A 15957-nucleotide genomic window follows, 5' to 3' on the forward strand; every position below is an offset into this window, starting at 1 on the left:
TTACATAGCTAATGATAATGAAAGGTTATCGAAATAGACCTTTCTCTCACATTGTAAGGAGGAGTTCAGGGTGGCTGACACGTTATCCATACCGCCTGTATTTTCGGGTAATTTTGCCTTTTTTTTCGACCTCGATGGCACCCTCGCTGATATCCAACCGCATCCGGATCTGGTATTCGTTCCATCTGACGTTCTTGAGCAACTCGCACTGCTTGCAAGACTTAATGATGGGGCGCTGGCGTTGATTTCAGGGCGTTCAATGGCTGAGCTTGACCAGCTTGCTTCCCCTCATCATTTCCCGCTGGCCGGGGTTCATGGGGCAGAGCGCCGCGACATCAACGGTGAAATTCACCGGGTCTCGTTACCACTTAGCGTGGTTCAGCCGCTCGAGCGCGAGCTGGTAGCTGAAATGGCACAGCTTCGTGGTACTGAACTTGAATCTAAGGGGATGGCATTTGCGTTGCACTATCGCCAGGCTTTGCATCATGAGGAAGACATTCGTGCAGTGGCAATGAAAATGATCGCTCGCTACCCGGACTTGTCAATGCAACCAGGCAAATGCGTCATAGAGTTGAAACCTGCCGCTATTGATAAGGGAGCGGCGATTGAAACCTTCCTGAAGGAAGTACCGTTTCACGGACGTACACCGGTCTTTATTGGCGATGACCTGACGGACGAGCATGGCTTTGATGTAGTGAATCGATTGAAGGGGATTTCAATTAAGGTCGGCACAGGGCGCACGCTGGCTTCATACCGGGTTGAGGATGTAAAAGGTGTTCATCAGTGGCTTAATCGTATCACCGACCATCAATTACAAGAACAAAAGGCGCTAACAAACAGGAGAGATGGCTATGAGTCGCTTAGTCGTAGTATCTAATCGAATTGCACCGCCTGATGACAAAAAAACCAGTGCAGGTGGCCTGGCCGTGGGCATTCTTGGTGCCCTCAAGGCGACAGGGGGGTTATGGTTTGGCTGGAGTGGTGAAACGGGGGACGAGGATGCGCCGCTAAAAAAGGTGTCAAGGGGTAATATCACCTGGGCATCGTTCAATTTGAGCGAGGAGAATTACGATCAGTACTATTCACAATTCTCCAACGCGGTGCTGTGGCCTGCTTTCCATTATCGGCTCGATTTAGTTAACTATCAGCGCAATGCCTGGGACGGTTATCAGCGGGTTAATGCATTGCTGGCAGACAAGCTGCTGCCGCTTCTTCAGAAGGATGACATCCTCTGGATCCACGATTATCACCTCCTGCCGTTTGCCAGCGAATTGCGTCGCCGGGGTGTGAACAATCAGATTGGTTTCTTCCTGCATATTCCCTTCCCGACGCCGGAAATTTTCAACGCACTGCCACCTCACGGTGAGCTGCTTGAGGCGCTGTGTGATTACGACCTGATAGGTTTCCAGACTGAGAGCGACAGGCTCGCTTTCCTCGATTCAGTTTCCATTCAGACACGCGTGACGACACGAGGTGGGAAAAACCACACTGCATGGGGAAAAAGCTTCCATACCGAGGTCTATCCCATCGGGATTGAACCTGATGAAATTGCGCAACAGGCCTCAGGACCTATGCCACCAAAACTGGCGCAACTTAAAGCTGAACTGAAGAATGTGAAAAATATCTTTTCCGTTGAGCGTCTGGATTATTCCAAGGGGTTGCCGGAGCGGTTCCTGGCCTATGAAGCCTTGCTGGAAAAATATCCGCAGCACCATGGCAAGATCCGCTATACACAAATTGCGCCAACCTCACGTGGAGAAGTGCAGGCCTATCAGGATATTCGGCACCAACTTGAAACAGAAGCCGGCAGGATCAACGGTAAATATGGCCAGTTAGGCTGGACACCGCTCTATTATCTGAATCAACATTTTGACCGCAAAGTACTGATGAAGGTGTTCCGTTATGCGGAAGTCGGGCTGGTGACGCCCCTGCGCGACGGGATGAATCTGGTGGCTAAAGAGTATGTGGCGGCACAGGATCCGACAAATCCCGGCGTGCTTGTGTTGTCGCAGTTTGCGGGGGCAGCTAATGAGCTTACATCGGCGCTGATTGTGAATCCTTACGACCGTGACGATGTTGCTTCCGCGCTTGACCGCGCGCTTACGATGCCACTGGCTGAACGCATTGCTCGTCATGCCGAGATGCTGGAGGTAATTAAGAAGAATGATATTCATCACTGGCAGGCGAGGTTTATCGACGATTTAAAGGAGATTACGCCACGTAGCGCACAGAGTGTTCTACAGAATAAAGTGGCGGCTTTCCCCAAACTGGCATAACCCATTCACTCCCGCTAAGGCGGGAGTGTCTTATTCCCCCAGCGGCACCAGTAATACGTCTACTCCTGAGCTGCCCACAATTGATTTCGCCGAGCAGGTCGCGCGCGAAAAGAAGCCCTGATTATGATTGCCGTAGATCACCAAATCGACGTCCTGGCTGGCGCAGGTGTGCCGCACATGTTCGCTCAATTCACCAGAGGCGATGATGGTTTGTTCGATGGGATAATCGGCGCGAGACACCAGCTCGTTCATAAATTGCTGTGTCTCTTCCTGAAGAACCCCACGAACATTCTCCATCATGGGAGCAGCAAGGTGATTATACATTTCGGGATCGGACGTAAGGGTGATCAGACTCAGACGGGCCTGGAACGGACGTGCTATTGACACAGCTTTCTCGACTAACGTGTGGCTTTCGGGTGACATCGATACGGCAACCAAAAGGTGGGTATAGCGCATACCACGCTCCTGTATTGAGGGCTCACATAACACCATTACTCTGTTTATGCCACCAGCGCAACGTGTGAACATGACATTCATGTGAAGAATGTCATAAATATTCATTAATTCTTCTTAATAAATAAGTAGGTTAACCTTTGTTCATCTTAACTATTATTAAGCACTTATCCAAAATTATCAGAATTTAAAGTTAAATAGTGAAATTATTAATCGCCATGATTAAGAAGATTGCAATGATCGCATTAGGTAATTATTTAACGAATTTGATCGCATAATAGGCTGTTTTATATAATATTTTATTATCGTATCTTTTTTAGAAACAGACCGGTATTTTTAAATTACTCAAAAAGGCCAGAGATCTGACCAGTTATGTGAATTGAGCAAGTTTTTTGCATGACTATTCGCACAAAAGGAATAGAAAAGAGTGTTGATAGAACAAAAAACACTCAAATCAGAAGCCAGACTGATAGATTTATTGTGTGGAATAGCTTAAATTATGTGACGTAGATCACATAATTTTCAAATTTTCTCCATCGTCACATTGTATGTCTCAGCACCTACGAGTACAGTTGCGTCGAATTAGGAAAAATCTTAGTTCTTTGTAAGAAATGATTAAGAGTGTGGCAAGGCGCTAACATTATACAGACGCCTTTCTCACCTGAACCTAAGTTAGATATGCATTTAGCCTTTCTTTTTTTACCGGGTTTTTCCCGGCGACATCACGGGGTGCGGCTTGACCGCATAAGATACAAGTTGGTTATTCGGGATGGGAAAAATGCATACATCCGAGTTGCTGAAACACATTTATGACATCAATTTGTCATACTTGCTCCTTGCTCAGCGTTTGATTAGTCAGGACAAGCCTTCAGCTATGTTTCGCTTAGGCATCAATGAAGAAATGGCTAATACGCTGGGAGAATTAACTCTTCCACAAATGGTTAAGCTGGCTGAAACAAATCAGGTTATTTGTCAGTTTCGCTTCGACAACCATCAGACTATCACTCGTCTGACTCAGGAATCTCGTGTGGATGATTTGCAACAAATCCACACCGGTATTCTTCTGTCCACTCGTCTGCTTAATGAATCCAGCCAAACTGGCGATGCTGCAGCCCGGAAGAAAAGGGCTTAATTATGAGCGAAAAAAGCATTGTTCAGGAAGCCCGTGATATTCAACTCGCCATGGAGTTGATCACCTTAGGCGCACGTTTACAAATGTTGGAGAGTGAGACCCAACTTAGTCGTGGTCGTCTCATCAAGCTCTACAAAGAGTTACGTGGCAGTCCGCCGCCCAAAGGCATGCTGCCATTCTCCACTGATTGGTTTATGACGTGGGAGCAAAACATCCACGCGTCAATGTTCTGCAATGCCTGGCAGTATCTGCTGAAGACTGGCTTATGTAGCGGCGTTGATGCCGTCATCAAAGCTTATCGACTCTATCTCGAACAGTGTCCTCAACCTGAGGAAGGGCCACTTCTGGCGCTGACACGCGCCTGGACGTTGGTACGTTTCGTGGAAAGCGGAATGCTGGAGTTATCGCGCTGTAATTGTTGCAACGGTAATTTTATTACCCATGCACATCAGCCAGTTGGTAGTTTCGCGTGCAGTTTATGCCAGCCGCCATCCCGAGCGGTAAAAAGACGTAAACTTTCCCGTGATGCTGCCGATATTATTCCACAACTGCTGGATGAACAGATCGATCAGGCTGTTTGACCGAATCAGGTGTGAAGAACTCCAGCAGCGGTGAAGTCGACCGCTGCTTTTTTTTTGCCTGACTATCGCGAAACTCAAACACTGTGATTTGTTTACCCTTGCCATAGTCATTAGCGGAAGGATGATGTCGTGCTTATCGTAATAGGTTACATAGTGGTTGTGGGTGCTGTCTTAGGCGGTTATATGATGACCGGCGGGCACCTTGGCGCACTTTATCAACCGTCGGAGCTTCTCATCATCGGCGGTGCGGGTATCGGTGCGTTCATCGTCGGTAACAACGGCAAAGCCATTAAGGGCACAATCAAGGCGTTGCCTATACTTTTCCGTCGTTCTAAATACACCAAAAGTATGTATATGGACTTGCTGGCGTTGCTGTATCGCCTGATGGCGAAGTCACGCCAGCAGGGGATGTTCTCGCTGGAAAGAGACATCGAGAACCCGAAAGAAAGCGAAATCTTTGCCAGTTACCCGCGCATTCTCGCGGATCAAACGATGCTGGAATTTATCGTGGATTATCTGCGACTTATCATCAGCGGCAACATGAATACGTTCGAAATCGAAGCCTTGATGGATGAAGAGATCGAAACCCATGAAAGTGAAGCAGAAGTACCAGCCAACGCCCTGGCGGCAATCGGTGACTCACTACCTGCTTTTGGTATTGTTGCGGCGGTAATGGGTGTGGTTCATACCCTGGCCTCGGCGGACCGTCCTGCGGCAGAGCTCGGTGCGTTGATTGCCCATGCGATGGTGGGAACCTTCCTGGGGATTTTGCTGGCGTATGGTTTCGTCTCTCCGCTTGCCAGCGTTCTGCGTCAGAAGAGCGCCGAAACCACCAAGATGATGCAGTGCGTAAAAATTACGCTGTTGTCGAATCTCAATGGTTATGCACCGCCTATCGCGGTTGAATTTGGGCGTAAGACACTTTACTCGACCGAACGACCATCGTTCATTGAACTTGATGAGCATGTGCGTGCGGTAAGAAACCCGAACCAACAGACAACGACTGAGGACGCATGAAAAATCAGTCCCATCCTATCGTCGTCGTAAGACGCAAAAAACATAAAGGACATGGCGGAGGAGCACACGGTTCCTGGAAAATTGCCTATGCCGACTTTATGACGGCGATGATGGCCTTCTTCCTGATCATGTGGCTTATCTCGATTTCCAGCCCAAAACAGCTGATTCAGATTGCCGAATATTTTCGTACACCTCTGGCAACAGCGGTGACCGGTGGGCCGCGAATTTCGAACAGCGATAGCCCAATCCCTGGTGGTGGTGATGACTACACACAGCAACAGGGTGAAGTTAAAAAACAGCCGAACATTGATGAATTAAAAAAACGCATGGAGCAGAACCGGCTCAGTAAATTGCGTGGTGAATTGGATCAACTGATTGAGGCCGATCCGAAGCTGCGGGCATTGCGTCCGCATCTGAAAATTGACCTCGTTCAGGAAGGGTTACGTATACAGATTATCGATAGCCAAAACCGCCCGATGTTTAAAACCGGGAGTGCGGAAGTCGAACCTTATATGCGTGACATCCTGCGAGCGATCGCACCAGTATTAAATGAAATACCGAACAAGATTAGCATTTCCGGACACACCGATGACTATCCCTACGCCAACGGTGAGAAAGGATACAGCAACTGGGAACTCTCTGCGGATCGTGCAAACGCATCGCGGCGTGAACTGGTTGCCGGGGGACTCGACGATGGGAAAATGCTTCGGGTGATCGGTATGGCAGCGACGATGCGACTCGCTGCTCGCGGATCAAACGATGCCATTAACCGGCGTATCAGCCTTTTGGTGCTAAACAAACAAGCAGAAGAAGCCATTCTGCACGAAAACGCCGAAAGCCAGAATGTGCCAATAAGCGTCTTAACACAGCCGGAGACTGCAGCGACGACGGAGCCAGCGTCAACGCCAGCGCCAGCGCCTGCGGCGGCAGTTACCACATCGCCACAACCCGACTCGAGGTGATAGCGTGAGCATGGATATTAGCGATTTTTATCAGACGTTCTTTGATGAAGCTGACGAGTTGTTGGCGGATATGGAGCAGCACCTGTTGGATCTGGTGCCGGAAGCGCCAGATTCCGAACAACTCAATGCCATCTTTCGTGCAGCCCACTCCATAAAAGGCGGTGCAGGCACGTTTGGCTTCACCATTTTGCAGGAAACCACGCACTTGATGGAAAACCTGCTTGATGAAGCCCGCCGTGGCGAGATGCAGCTCAACACCGACATTATCAACCTGTTTTTGGAAACCAAAGATATTATGCAGGAACAGCTCGACGCCTATAAAAGCTCCACCGAGCCCGATGCAGCCAGCTTTGAATATATCTGCAATGCGCTGCGTCAGTTAGCGCTGGAAGCCAAAGGTGAAGTTGTACCGGCCGCGACCAGTGGAGCCAAATTGTCGGTCGTGGATTCGGCCACTCCTGATGCGGTTGCGACGACGTCGGGTACAGACGAAAAAGATGGAAAATTGCGTATTGTCTTGTCGAGTCTTAAAGAAGGTGAGGTCGACTTACTTGAAGAAGAACTCGGTAACCTGGCAACCCTGAGTGATGTGGTGAAAGGCACTGATACCCTCAGTGCAACCCTCGACGGTGGTGTCGGACAGGACGATATCATCGCGGTACTTTGCTTCGTGATTGAGCCGGATCAAATTGCATTCGAGACCGCAGCAGCCAGTACTGCAGCCGTTGACGTTGAAGAGGCTGTAGAAGCTGAACCGACGACTGCCGTGCAAGCTACCCCTGTTGCTGCGCAGACGCCTGCGTTGAAAGCGGTGCCTAAAGAACAACCGGCTGGCCGTGCCGAGAAGCCAGCAGCCCGCGCCAGTGAATCAACGAGTATCCGCGTTGCCGTTGAAAAAGTGGATCAACTGATTAACCTGGTGGGTGAACTCGTCATTACCCAGTCTATGTTGGCACAGCGTTCAAATGAGCTGGATCCGGTGAATCACGGTGATCTGATTACCAGTATGACTCAGCTTCAGCGTAACGCCCGTGACCTGCAAGAGTCTGTGATGTCCATCCGTATGATGCCGATGGAATACGTATTCAGTCGATTCCCGCGTCTGGTGCGTGACCTTGCCAGCAAACTGGATAAGCAGGTTGAACTGACCCAGGTCGGTAGCTCTACCGAACTGGATAAGAGCTTGATCGAACGTATTATCGATCCGTTAACGCACCTGGTACGTAACAGCCTTGACCACGGTATCGAAACCCCTGAGAAACGTGTTGAAGCAGGAAAATCCCCGGTGGGTAACCTGACGCTTTCTGCAGAGCATCAGGGCGGCAACATCTGTATTGAAGTAACTGACGATGGTGCGGGTCTTAATCGCGAGCGTATTCTGGCCAAGGCCGTTTCGCAGGGAATGACCGTGCATGAAAACATGTCTGACGAAGATGTCGGCATGCTGATTTTCGCCCCGGGCTTCTCTACTGCTGAACAGGTGACTGACGTTTCAGGCCGTGGTGTGGGCATGGACGTGGTGAAGCGAAACATCCAGGAAATGGGGGGCCACGTTGAGATTAAATCACGCCAGGGCCAGGGCACGACGATCCGCATCCTGCTGCCGTTGACGCTGGCCATCCTTGACGGCATGTCTGTTAAAGTGAACAACGAAGTCTTTATTCTTCCGCTGAATGCGGTGATGGAATCACTGCAGCCGCGTGATGAAGATCTCCATCCGCTGGCAGGGGGCGAGCGCGTACTTGAAGTGCGTGGCGAATACCTGCCGTTGGTGGAATTGTGGAAAGTGTTCGATGTGTCCGGTGCGAAAACAGAAGCAACGCAAGGTATTGTCGTGATTCTGCAAAGCGCAGGTCGCCGCTACGCGCTGCTGGTGGATCAATTGATCGGTCAGCATCAGGTTGTGGTGAAGAACCTTGAAAGCAATTATCGCAAAGTGCCGGGAATTTCCGCGGCAACCATTCTGGGTGATGGTAGTGTTGCGCTGATTGTTGACGTCTCGGCATTGCAGGGACTAAACCGCGAAAAACGTATGGCGCACACAGCCGCCTGATTGAGTTAAAAAGGTAAAAACATGACCGGTATGAGTAATGTAAGAAAACTGGCGGGCGAGCCATCAGGTCAGGAATTCCTGGTGTTTACCCTGGGCGATGAAGAATACGGTATCGATATTCTCAAAGTTCAGGAAATTCGGGGTTATGATCAGGTCACCCGCATTGCCAATACACCTGACTTTATCAAAGGCGTTACCAACCTTCGCGGCGTGATCGTGCCAATTGTCGATCTGCGTGTGAAATTCAGCCAGACCGAAGTTGAATATAACGACAACACCGTCGTTATTGTTCTGAACTTTGGTCAACGCGTGGTGGGTATTGTGGTTGATGGTGTATCCGACGTGCTGTCTCTGGCATCTGACCAGATTCGTCCTGCGCCGGAGTTCGCTGTAACACTTTCCACTGAATACCTGACAGGCCTCGGAGCCATTGGCGATCGCATGTTGATCCTGGTGAACATTGAAAAACTGTTGAACAGTGAAGAAATGGCACTGCTGGATATCGCCGCGACTCAGGTTGCTTAAGTGACGATACACCCTCCTGCCTTTGGGCAGGAGGGTTTTACTTCTTCTGGTTCCTTCATTTTTATTATTCGAATCGCTTTCGTTTTGTTTTCCATTTCATTTTCATTCCAGGCCTGTTGGTTCTCCTCATTTCAGTCATTGTAAATCACATTTTCTTCCTGCTTAAATTGCTATATTATTGACCTGCTTTAGCTTGAGTTATTATCTTGTCTTAACTTAAGGTAAATTTTTATTTTAATTGTTGTAATATGCTGATTTTATTATTGATGTTTTCTCAATAGTTTCTTTTTTAATATATTAAAAGAATGACGTGCTATCAGGCAGCGATGGAAATGCGATTCTTTTAAATTTATTTATAGTGTTATGAATAACTTGCGCCTTTCCGGAACTGCAAAATGCAAAAAAAAATTATCTTGCTGAGCTGTATATCTGCTTTGATTATGCCGCCGGTCAATGCGGCGATCAGCAGTGGTACCATTGGCGTGAGCTTAACTCTTTCCAACGGTTGTTTGATTAATGGATCAGCCAGTCAAAATGGCCTCAACTTAGGCAACCTCAACTTTGGCGAAAGCCCGGCGACTTTTTCGCAACTCTCTACTCAGCTCTCGGGCTCGGGTACCGCGGGGAATGCCATTGGTGTGCAGTGCACGACGAACAGCTACAGTGTGGTTGTGACGGGCAATACCAACACAACCACTCCTGCAACCTCTGTCGGAATACCTGGCGGCACTGCGCGTTACTTGCGAAGTGCGGTCAATAGTACGCAAGGGGTGGCCTACAGCCTCTACAGTGATGGCAATTTCAGCACTGAAATTGCCAACAATTCACCCCTACCACGCGCTTCATCGGCACAAGGGGTCGATTATTACACTTTATATGGGCACATCAAAGGTGGCGGGAATAGTGTTACTGTCGCGCCCGGTGTTTATACGGACACGATCAATGTCAGCGTTATTTATTAAATGATAGCCTGGGGAGGGACATCTCAATCAACAGGCGCTTCACCAGCGAGTCCGGTAAAATTTAACCAACCTGTCAATCCCGGCAGCATAAGTCAGACAGGTTACATAACGAAAAGTTATTCTAGTGGCAGCACACCAACCACAGAGATCATCAACATGGCCGCTCGCTATATCCGCACCACAGGAACTACTTCCGCGGGCACTGCGAATTCTGCCGTGGAAATTGTGGCGAGCTACAATTAGCATTTTATGCCATCAGTAACAGTCAATGCCAATGATGGCTTTATCCATGTCAATATGATCTCCCCCTTCTCGTTGCTTTCTTATGAACATTTCAATCCAAAGATGTTGTCATTATTTCATCGTAATTAATATATTTAAAAATTGCTAAACTAATATTTACCGGTGATTAATAACGAATCTGTATTTATATAATATATTGAGAAATGCATCACAAAATTGTCGATATATCTTTTGCATGGCGACATTTATGTTCCTCATGGAAATATAACCAATTGAAAATAAATAAAAAATAACGTCAATACATCAAATGAATGAACTGCGCATATTCATTGGTTGATCCCTGATTCATCAACTAAATTTTTGTTATTACTACTTTTGAATTCTATTTTTCTTTCAAAGTCGTTCTTTTTTATTTCTCATTATTACGAGCGTCATTTCGGAGGTGCTATATGAACAAAATACGCCTTGCCCTGATGTTGGGGGTAGTCGCGATATCGGTAAATAATGCCGAGGCGGTTGTCAGTTCGGGAACAATCGGCGCGACCTTGACGCTATCTAATGGCTGTTTAATTAATGGCTCCCCCTCACAAACCGGTATTAACTTCGGTACTCTGGACTTTGGTACTCATCCTGCCACCTTCAGCCAGCTAACGACGCAATTGTCGGGCACGGGGGCAGGCGGCAGTACGTTTACCATTCAGTGCACCACCACCAGCTATACCGTTCAGATAATCAGTAACACCAACTCAGCAACGCCGACCACCACGGTGGGTACGCCAGGTGCGACGCCGCGTTACCTCAGGACAGCCGCCAATACGCAAGGGGTGGCCTACAGCGTGTTCAGTGACAGTGCATTCAGTAACGAAGTGGGTAACGGGGTCAATATTCCGCGCGCCTCAACTGCCGGAGGGGTGGATTCCTACACCCTTTATGGAAGGATCACCGGTGGGGGAGACAGCGTCACAGTGCTGCCGGGAACCTATACCGATACGCTGAACGTAAACGTAGTTTACTGATTAATAAAGCATGTGGGCAAAAGAGGATTGCGCTTCTCCTTTGAGAGGCGAGAGGCTGTTGCGCCCTTTTTTTGGGTTGCTGCTATGCACAATGGGCTTTCCGGAGAGTGCAGTTGCCCTTACGGTCTCACAGAAGACCTTCGCCGTGGGTGCGACCATTACTCCAGGTTGTTCGGTGACCAGCGGCGTGGGGGGGGGACTGGGGACGTTGAACTTCGGGACTTATACCGGTGCTCAAAGCGGACAAGTGACGACCAGTTTTGTACCGAATGCTTCGTTGTCGCTTGCCTGTACCCCGGGGGTGGCGCTCAGTATGACTATCGATAATGGGGTGAACTATTCCTCCGTGCGCAATTTACAACGCTCAGGGGGAACACAACGTGTGCCTTACCGGCTCTATAGCAGCAGTTCACTGGCGGCTAACTCGGAAATTACAACACAGTCTGTCGCCATCAGTTATACCGATGCAAATAACATTGCGCTGAGTATTTTTGCTGCCGCGCAACTTACCGCCCTCAGTACGGCGGGGACCTACACAGATCAACTGACCGTGACCTTGTCATGGTAATCAGGGAGAAGTGCTATGAGCGTTACATGGGGCGTCGCACGTGCGGCAGGTCTGTTACTGGTCGCGTCACTGAGTCTGGCGGTGGAGGAGGCAAAAGCAGCGGCCACCATTTTACTCTGGCCTATTGACCCCTGGCTGGGGCCGGAGACCAAAGCCACAGAATTGTGGATCCAGAATCAGGGCGATACGCCAGCCACGATGCAGGTGCGTATTGTGCGCTGGCAGCAGGTCGATGGCAATGAACGCTACGGGCAGCAAACCGATGTGGTGGCGAGTCCACCTATTGTAACCATACAAAAGGGCTCTAAACAGCTTATTCGTTTGATCAAACAGACCCAGGTACCCACGGGTGTTGAGCAAGCCTATCGCATTATTGTTGATGAAATTCCCCAACCGGATACCTCCAGCAAGCCGCAGATTGGCATCAAATTGCAAATGCGCTATTCCATCCCGTTGTTTGTCTATGGGCAGGGCATTACGACCTATCAGGATAGCGCCAACCATGCGCTGGTAGAACCTGGCGATCTGAGCTGGCAGGTGGTACGGGAAAACGGTAAACCGGCTCTTCAGGTGCGTAACACGGGTAAAGTACATGTCCGTTTGACCGAAGTCTCGGGTCGACAGGGTGGGCAAATGCGTCCTATTGCTGACGGATTATTAGGGTATGTATTGCCTGGAAGCAGCCGGGCCTGGCCGCTTCCGGGTAACTTACCAGCCCCCGTGGAATTGAAAGCCACTATTAATGCCCGGAATAGTGAATGGCAGTCATCCGCCAGGTAATCGTCCCGGCAATACTCCTGCTAGTTGGTTATTCAGCATCTGTAGACGCGCAAGAAGGGGATGACTCTCTACCCCCACCGCCTGATGCACAGGCGATTAACGAACAGGCCGTTTTTCAGCTGACGCTGGTGCTGAACCACTATGATACGCAGCAGGTAGTGCCGGTCACTCGTCGAGACGGCGCATATTTTGTTTCCAGTGCCGACTTGCAACGATCCGGGATCCCTGCTGAGCATTTGCCGCAGGGGGAGGTGAATGTGTCCACGTTAGTCAATGTCCGCACCGAGTACGACAGCGAAGGCCAGCGTCTACTGCTTTTTATGCCAAAAGAGTGGCTGCCAGAGCGCTTCACAGTCTTTAACAGTGGGCAGCAGCGAAGCAAGCTCTATTCAGGGCGCGGCTCGTTGTTGAATTACGATCTGTACGCCAGCAAAACGGACCAGGTTGGCGGCCAGGCCTCGATGTGGCACGAATACCGTTATTTTGCCGGTAACGCGTCGTTCTCAACCACCGGGACGTGGATATCCCGTCTGTCTGGAGAGTCCGCCCAGCAGGAAGGCTACACGCGTTACGACACCTCGCTAATGTTCACCCATGAAGACGATGCCACGCAAATTACCGTCGGCGACGTGATCTCCGATTCGTTAAGCTGGAGTAACAGCGTGCGCGTAGGAGGGATTAGCTACGGTCGCGATTTTTCTCTGCGTCCGGATCTGGTCACCTGGCCGATACCGTCATTTTCTGGTGAAGCTGCTGTACCGACTTCGGTCGACGTCTTTATTAACGGCTACCGCGCCGGATCGCGACAACTGGAACCCGGCCCGTTTACCCTGACCAATCTGCCTTATATCAACGGGGCGGGTAACGCCGTGCTGGTGACCACGGATGCGCTGGGCAGGCAGGTGAGTACCACCATGCCGTTTTACGTTGCCAGCGATCTGCTTAACGAGGGATTGAGCGATGGTGCTGTCACCGTCGGTAGCTTGAGGCGTAATTACGGTATTGATAATTTTGACTATGGTCCGCTGGTAGGCAGTGGCTCTTATCGTTACGGGCTGACGGACTACCTGACACTGGAAGCCCATGGTGAGGGGGCGAAGGCGTTGTCACTCGGTGGTGCTGGTGCCGTGGTTAAACTCTGGCGTCTGGGAGTGGCGAATAGTTCATGGACAGAGAGCCGAATGCGTGGGGTGAGTGGCAGCCAGTTTAACTGGGGCTATCAGTACAGTACCAGCGCTTTCAGTATTGCCACGCAGCACATTCGCCGCGATCGGGGGTTTGGTAACCTCGCGCTCTACGACCAGACCTACTACTACGCCAACGCGACCAGCAGCAGTACCCAGCCGATTGCCACTCTTAGTCGTAACACCGACCAGTATTCTCTCTCCTTCAGCCTGGGGGATTATGGCACCGTGGGAGCGGCCTGGATTGGCGTGCGCAGTTTCGACAATACCAAAACAGAGTTGCTGAACCTCTCGTGGAGTAAAAGTTTATGGGGGGCGAGCAGCCTCTATGTTTCCGGCAGTCACGATAAGCAGCGTGGCGACTGGACGGTGGCGATGGCGATACAGATCCCGATTGGGGAGCGTGATAACGCCACCTTCAGCCTTGAAAAATCTCCCGATTACGGTGATTCGCAGCGGGTGAATTACAGCCATGCCATGCCATCGGATGGTGGATTCAGTTGGAACCTGTCGCTAGGACGGCAGAATGAAGGGAACAGTTATCAGCAGGGAACTCTGGGCTGGCGTAACAACAATGTGGAAATGCAGGGCGGTGTATATGGCTACACAGATACGCGAACCTGGTGGGGTGAAATGATGGGATCCCTGGTGTTGATGGACAATGAACTGCTGACTGCCAACAAAATCAACGATGCCTTTGTGGTGGTCAGTACCGGCGGACAGCCCGATATTCCAGTGAATTACGAAAATCAGCCAATGGGGAAAACCAATAAAAACGGTTATCTGCTGGTGAGCGGCGTCTCGTCGTATTATCCGGCGACCTACAGCATCAATACCCTGAATTTACCTGCGGATACCAGCATTGCACAGACCGAGCAACGCGTAGCCCTGCGCCGCCGCTCAGGGTATCTGGTGGAGTTTCCGATGGAGCAAGAGCGTGTTGCCAACGTTATCCTGCACAATGAACAGGGGGAGGCCATACCTGTGACCAGTCAGGTCAGTCGGGAAGGAAAACCCACTACTGTAGTCGGTTACGACGGCATCGCCTGGATTGAAAACCTCGAAGAGTCCAGCGTGCTTAACGTCCGAATGCCAGACGGTTCACGTTGTACAGCCAGTTTCACGCTTGAACCCAACCCTGAACACAAATTACAAACCTACGGGCCGCTCACATGCAAGAGGAGTCACTGATGCGTAAGGTCTTACTCATCCTGATAGCGCTGCTCATCAGCATGCCGCAAGCCTGGTCTGCCTGCCGGGCCAGTTTTTCGAACGCAAGCCCCTCGCTGGGGTCGCAGGTGAGTTCGTTTGTCCTCAACTCCACCGAACAGTCGACTACCCTGAACTTATTGCTTGATTGTGATACCACCTTAACGCTGCTCACCAATGATTCCGCTACGCTGACGGCCATCACGCCCACAGTATTTGTCGGCGATCGGGCCGTGATGAAGCGTACGGATGATACGACGTCGACAGATACCCTTGCGTTTAAACTCTGCGGTCTTAATACCTGTAGCGCGGCCAGTGAAGTGACCCGCATTCAGGGATATACCTGGACAGGCGGGGTGTTGCTAACGTTGCTCGGTGCAAAACGTTATACCTTACCGCTCTATTTACGCACGGTGACCGGGCAAACCGTTTCGGCAGGTACTTATCAGGGCGTCATGACGTTAAACCTCTATTACAGTATTTGCGCAGAAGGTCTGATTGGCTGCTCGACTAACCAGGTGGGTAATCTGCCTCTGACGCTGACGGTGAATATGACGGTCGCCAACGACTGCACCACAATTACTGCACCTGCGGTGGCCTTTGGCAGTGCACCCGTGGCAAAAAGTTTCCCGACCATTTCGCAGTCGATTGGCGTGACCTGTACCAAAGGCTACGCCTACACCGTTGGAATAAACGATGGACTTAATGCCAGCGGAACTGTACGTAGAATGGCGAGCGGTACAACAAACAGACTGAGCTATGAAATTTATAAAGGGAGCACCACGTCGCGCTGGGGTTCAATCGGGTCTGAGCGATGGGCCAGCGCACTCTCTTCGGCTGTCAGTACTGATGGCACATTACGGACGTTTAACTACACGGCTCAGGTCTTGCCGAACCAGACAACACCGCCAGGGGGGACATACAGTGACACCTTGACCATCGATATTGGTCTTTAAGTTCGTCACTTCTGCAGCAGGCCTGCTAAAGAGATTATAC

The 15957-nt window shown here is 50.3% G+C and carries 15 protein-coding genes; 14 read left to right on the top strand and 1 reads right to left on the bottom strand.

The genetic code is table 11. The features are described 5' to 3' along the window. The first annotated feature begins 70 nt into the window (after window positions 1–70). The gene (gene otsB, locus AC5JPW_RS15745) at window positions 71–877 is read left to right on the top strand and encodes a trehalose-phosphatase (RefSeq protein ID WP_494241770.1); all 807 of its coding nucleotides are present in this window, start codon (window positions 71–73) and stop codon (window positions 875–877) included. Next, on the top strand, window positions 852–2276 hold the full coding sequence (gene otsA / locus AC5JPW_RS15750; RefSeq protein ID WP_494241772.1) for an alpha,alpha-trehalose-phosphate synthase: 1425 nt from the start codon (window positions 852–854) through the stop codon (window positions 2274–2276). The genes otsB and otsA overlap by 26 nt, the downstream gene beginning before the upstream one ends. 30 nt (window positions 2277–2306) lie before the next feature. On the opposite strand, the gene uspC is transcribed toward otsA, so the two are convergent. Beyond that, window positions 2307–2732, bottom strand: a complete 426-nt coding sequence (gene uspC / locus AC5JPW_RS15755; RefSeq protein ID WP_494241774.1) for a universal stress protein UspC — start codon at window positions 2730–2732, stop codon at window positions 2307–2309. 775 nt (window positions 2733–3507) lie between these two features. Here uspC and flhD point away from each other — a divergent pair. From flhD to AC5JPW_RS15815, 12 genes are all read left to right on the top strand, one after another. Next, on the top strand, window positions 3508–3861 hold the full coding sequence (gene flhD / locus AC5JPW_RS15760) for a flagellar transcriptional regulator FlhD (RefSeq protein ID WP_494241775.1): 354 nt from the start codon (window positions 3508–3510) through the stop codon (window positions 3859–3861). A 2-nt stretch (window positions 3862–3863) separates the two neighbouring features. Next, on the top strand, window positions 3864–4442 hold the full coding sequence (flhC, locus tag AC5JPW_RS15765; protein WP_494241777.1) for a flagellar transcriptional regulator FlhC: 579 nt from the start codon (window positions 3864–3866) through the stop codon (window positions 4440–4442). Between the two features lie 129 nt (window positions 4443–4571). Further along, a complete protein-coding gene (gene motA, locus AC5JPW_RS15770) occupies window positions 4572–5459 on the top strand; it encodes a flagellar motor stator protein MotA (RefSeq protein WP_494241779.1) in 888 nt (295 codons plus the stop codon). After that, window positions 5456–6421 (top strand): flagellar motor protein MotB, encoded by a 966-nt coding sequence (gene motB, locus AC5JPW_RS15775; protein WP_494241781.1) that lies wholly within the window; start codon window positions 5456–5458, stop codon window positions 6419–6421. Before motA ends, motB begins: the two co-directional genes overlap by 4 nt. Window positions 6422–6425: 4 nt before the next feature. Next, window positions 6426–8474 (top strand): chemotaxis protein CheA, encoded by a 2049-nt coding sequence (gene cheA / locus AC5JPW_RS15780; protein WP_494241783.1) that lies wholly within the window; start codon window positions 6426–6428, stop codon window positions 8472–8474. Between the two features lie 21 nt (window positions 8475–8495). Further along, on the top strand, window positions 8496–8999 hold the full coding sequence (gene cheW / locus AC5JPW_RS15785) for a chemotaxis protein CheW (RefSeq protein WP_494241785.1): 504 nt from the start codon (window positions 8496–8498) through the stop codon (window positions 8997–8999). A 395-nt stretch (window positions 9000–9394) separates the two neighbouring features. Next, window positions 9395–9961 (top strand): spore coat protein U domain-containing protein, encoded by a 567-nt coding sequence (locus AC5JPW_RS15790; protein WP_494241787.1) that lies wholly within the window; start codon window positions 9395–9397, stop codon window positions 9959–9961. A gap of 716 nt (window positions 9962–10677) precedes the next feature. Continuing rightward, the gene (locus AC5JPW_RS15795) at window positions 10678–11220 is read left to right on the top strand and encodes a spore coat protein U domain-containing protein (protein ID WP_494242377.1); all 543 of its coding nucleotides are present in this window, start codon (window positions 10678–10680) and stop codon (window positions 11218–11220) included. A gap of 58 nt (window positions 11221–11278) precedes the next feature. Beyond that, window positions 11279–11788 carry a Csu type fimbrial protein gene (locus AC5JPW_RS15800; RefSeq protein ID WP_494241788.1) on the top strand — a complete coding sequence of 170 codons (510 nt, stop codon included), beginning with the start codon at window positions 11279–11281 and terminating at the stop codon, window positions 11786–11788. Between the two features lie 15 nt (window positions 11789–11803). After that, window positions 11804–12568, top strand: a complete 765-nt coding sequence (locus AC5JPW_RS15805; protein ID WP_494241790.1) for a fimbrial biogenesis chaperone — start codon at window positions 11804–11806, stop codon at window positions 12566–12568. Then, a complete protein-coding gene (locus tag AC5JPW_RS15810) occupies window positions 12547–14943 on the top strand; it encodes a fimbria/pilus outer membrane usher protein (protein WP_494241791.1) in 2397 nt (798 codons plus the stop codon). The genes AC5JPW_RS15805 and AC5JPW_RS15810 overlap by 22 nt, the downstream gene beginning before the upstream one ends. Continuing rightward, window positions 14943–15917, top strand: a complete 975-nt coding sequence (locus AC5JPW_RS15815; RefSeq protein WP_494241793.1) for a Csu type fimbrial protein — start codon at window positions 14943–14945, stop codon at window positions 15915–15917. Before AC5JPW_RS15810 ends, AC5JPW_RS15815 begins: the two co-directional genes overlap by 1 nt. The last annotated feature ends 40 nt before the right edge of the window (window positions 15918–15957 follow it).

The sequence above is a fragment of the Phytobacter sp. genome, assembly GCF_059074235.1.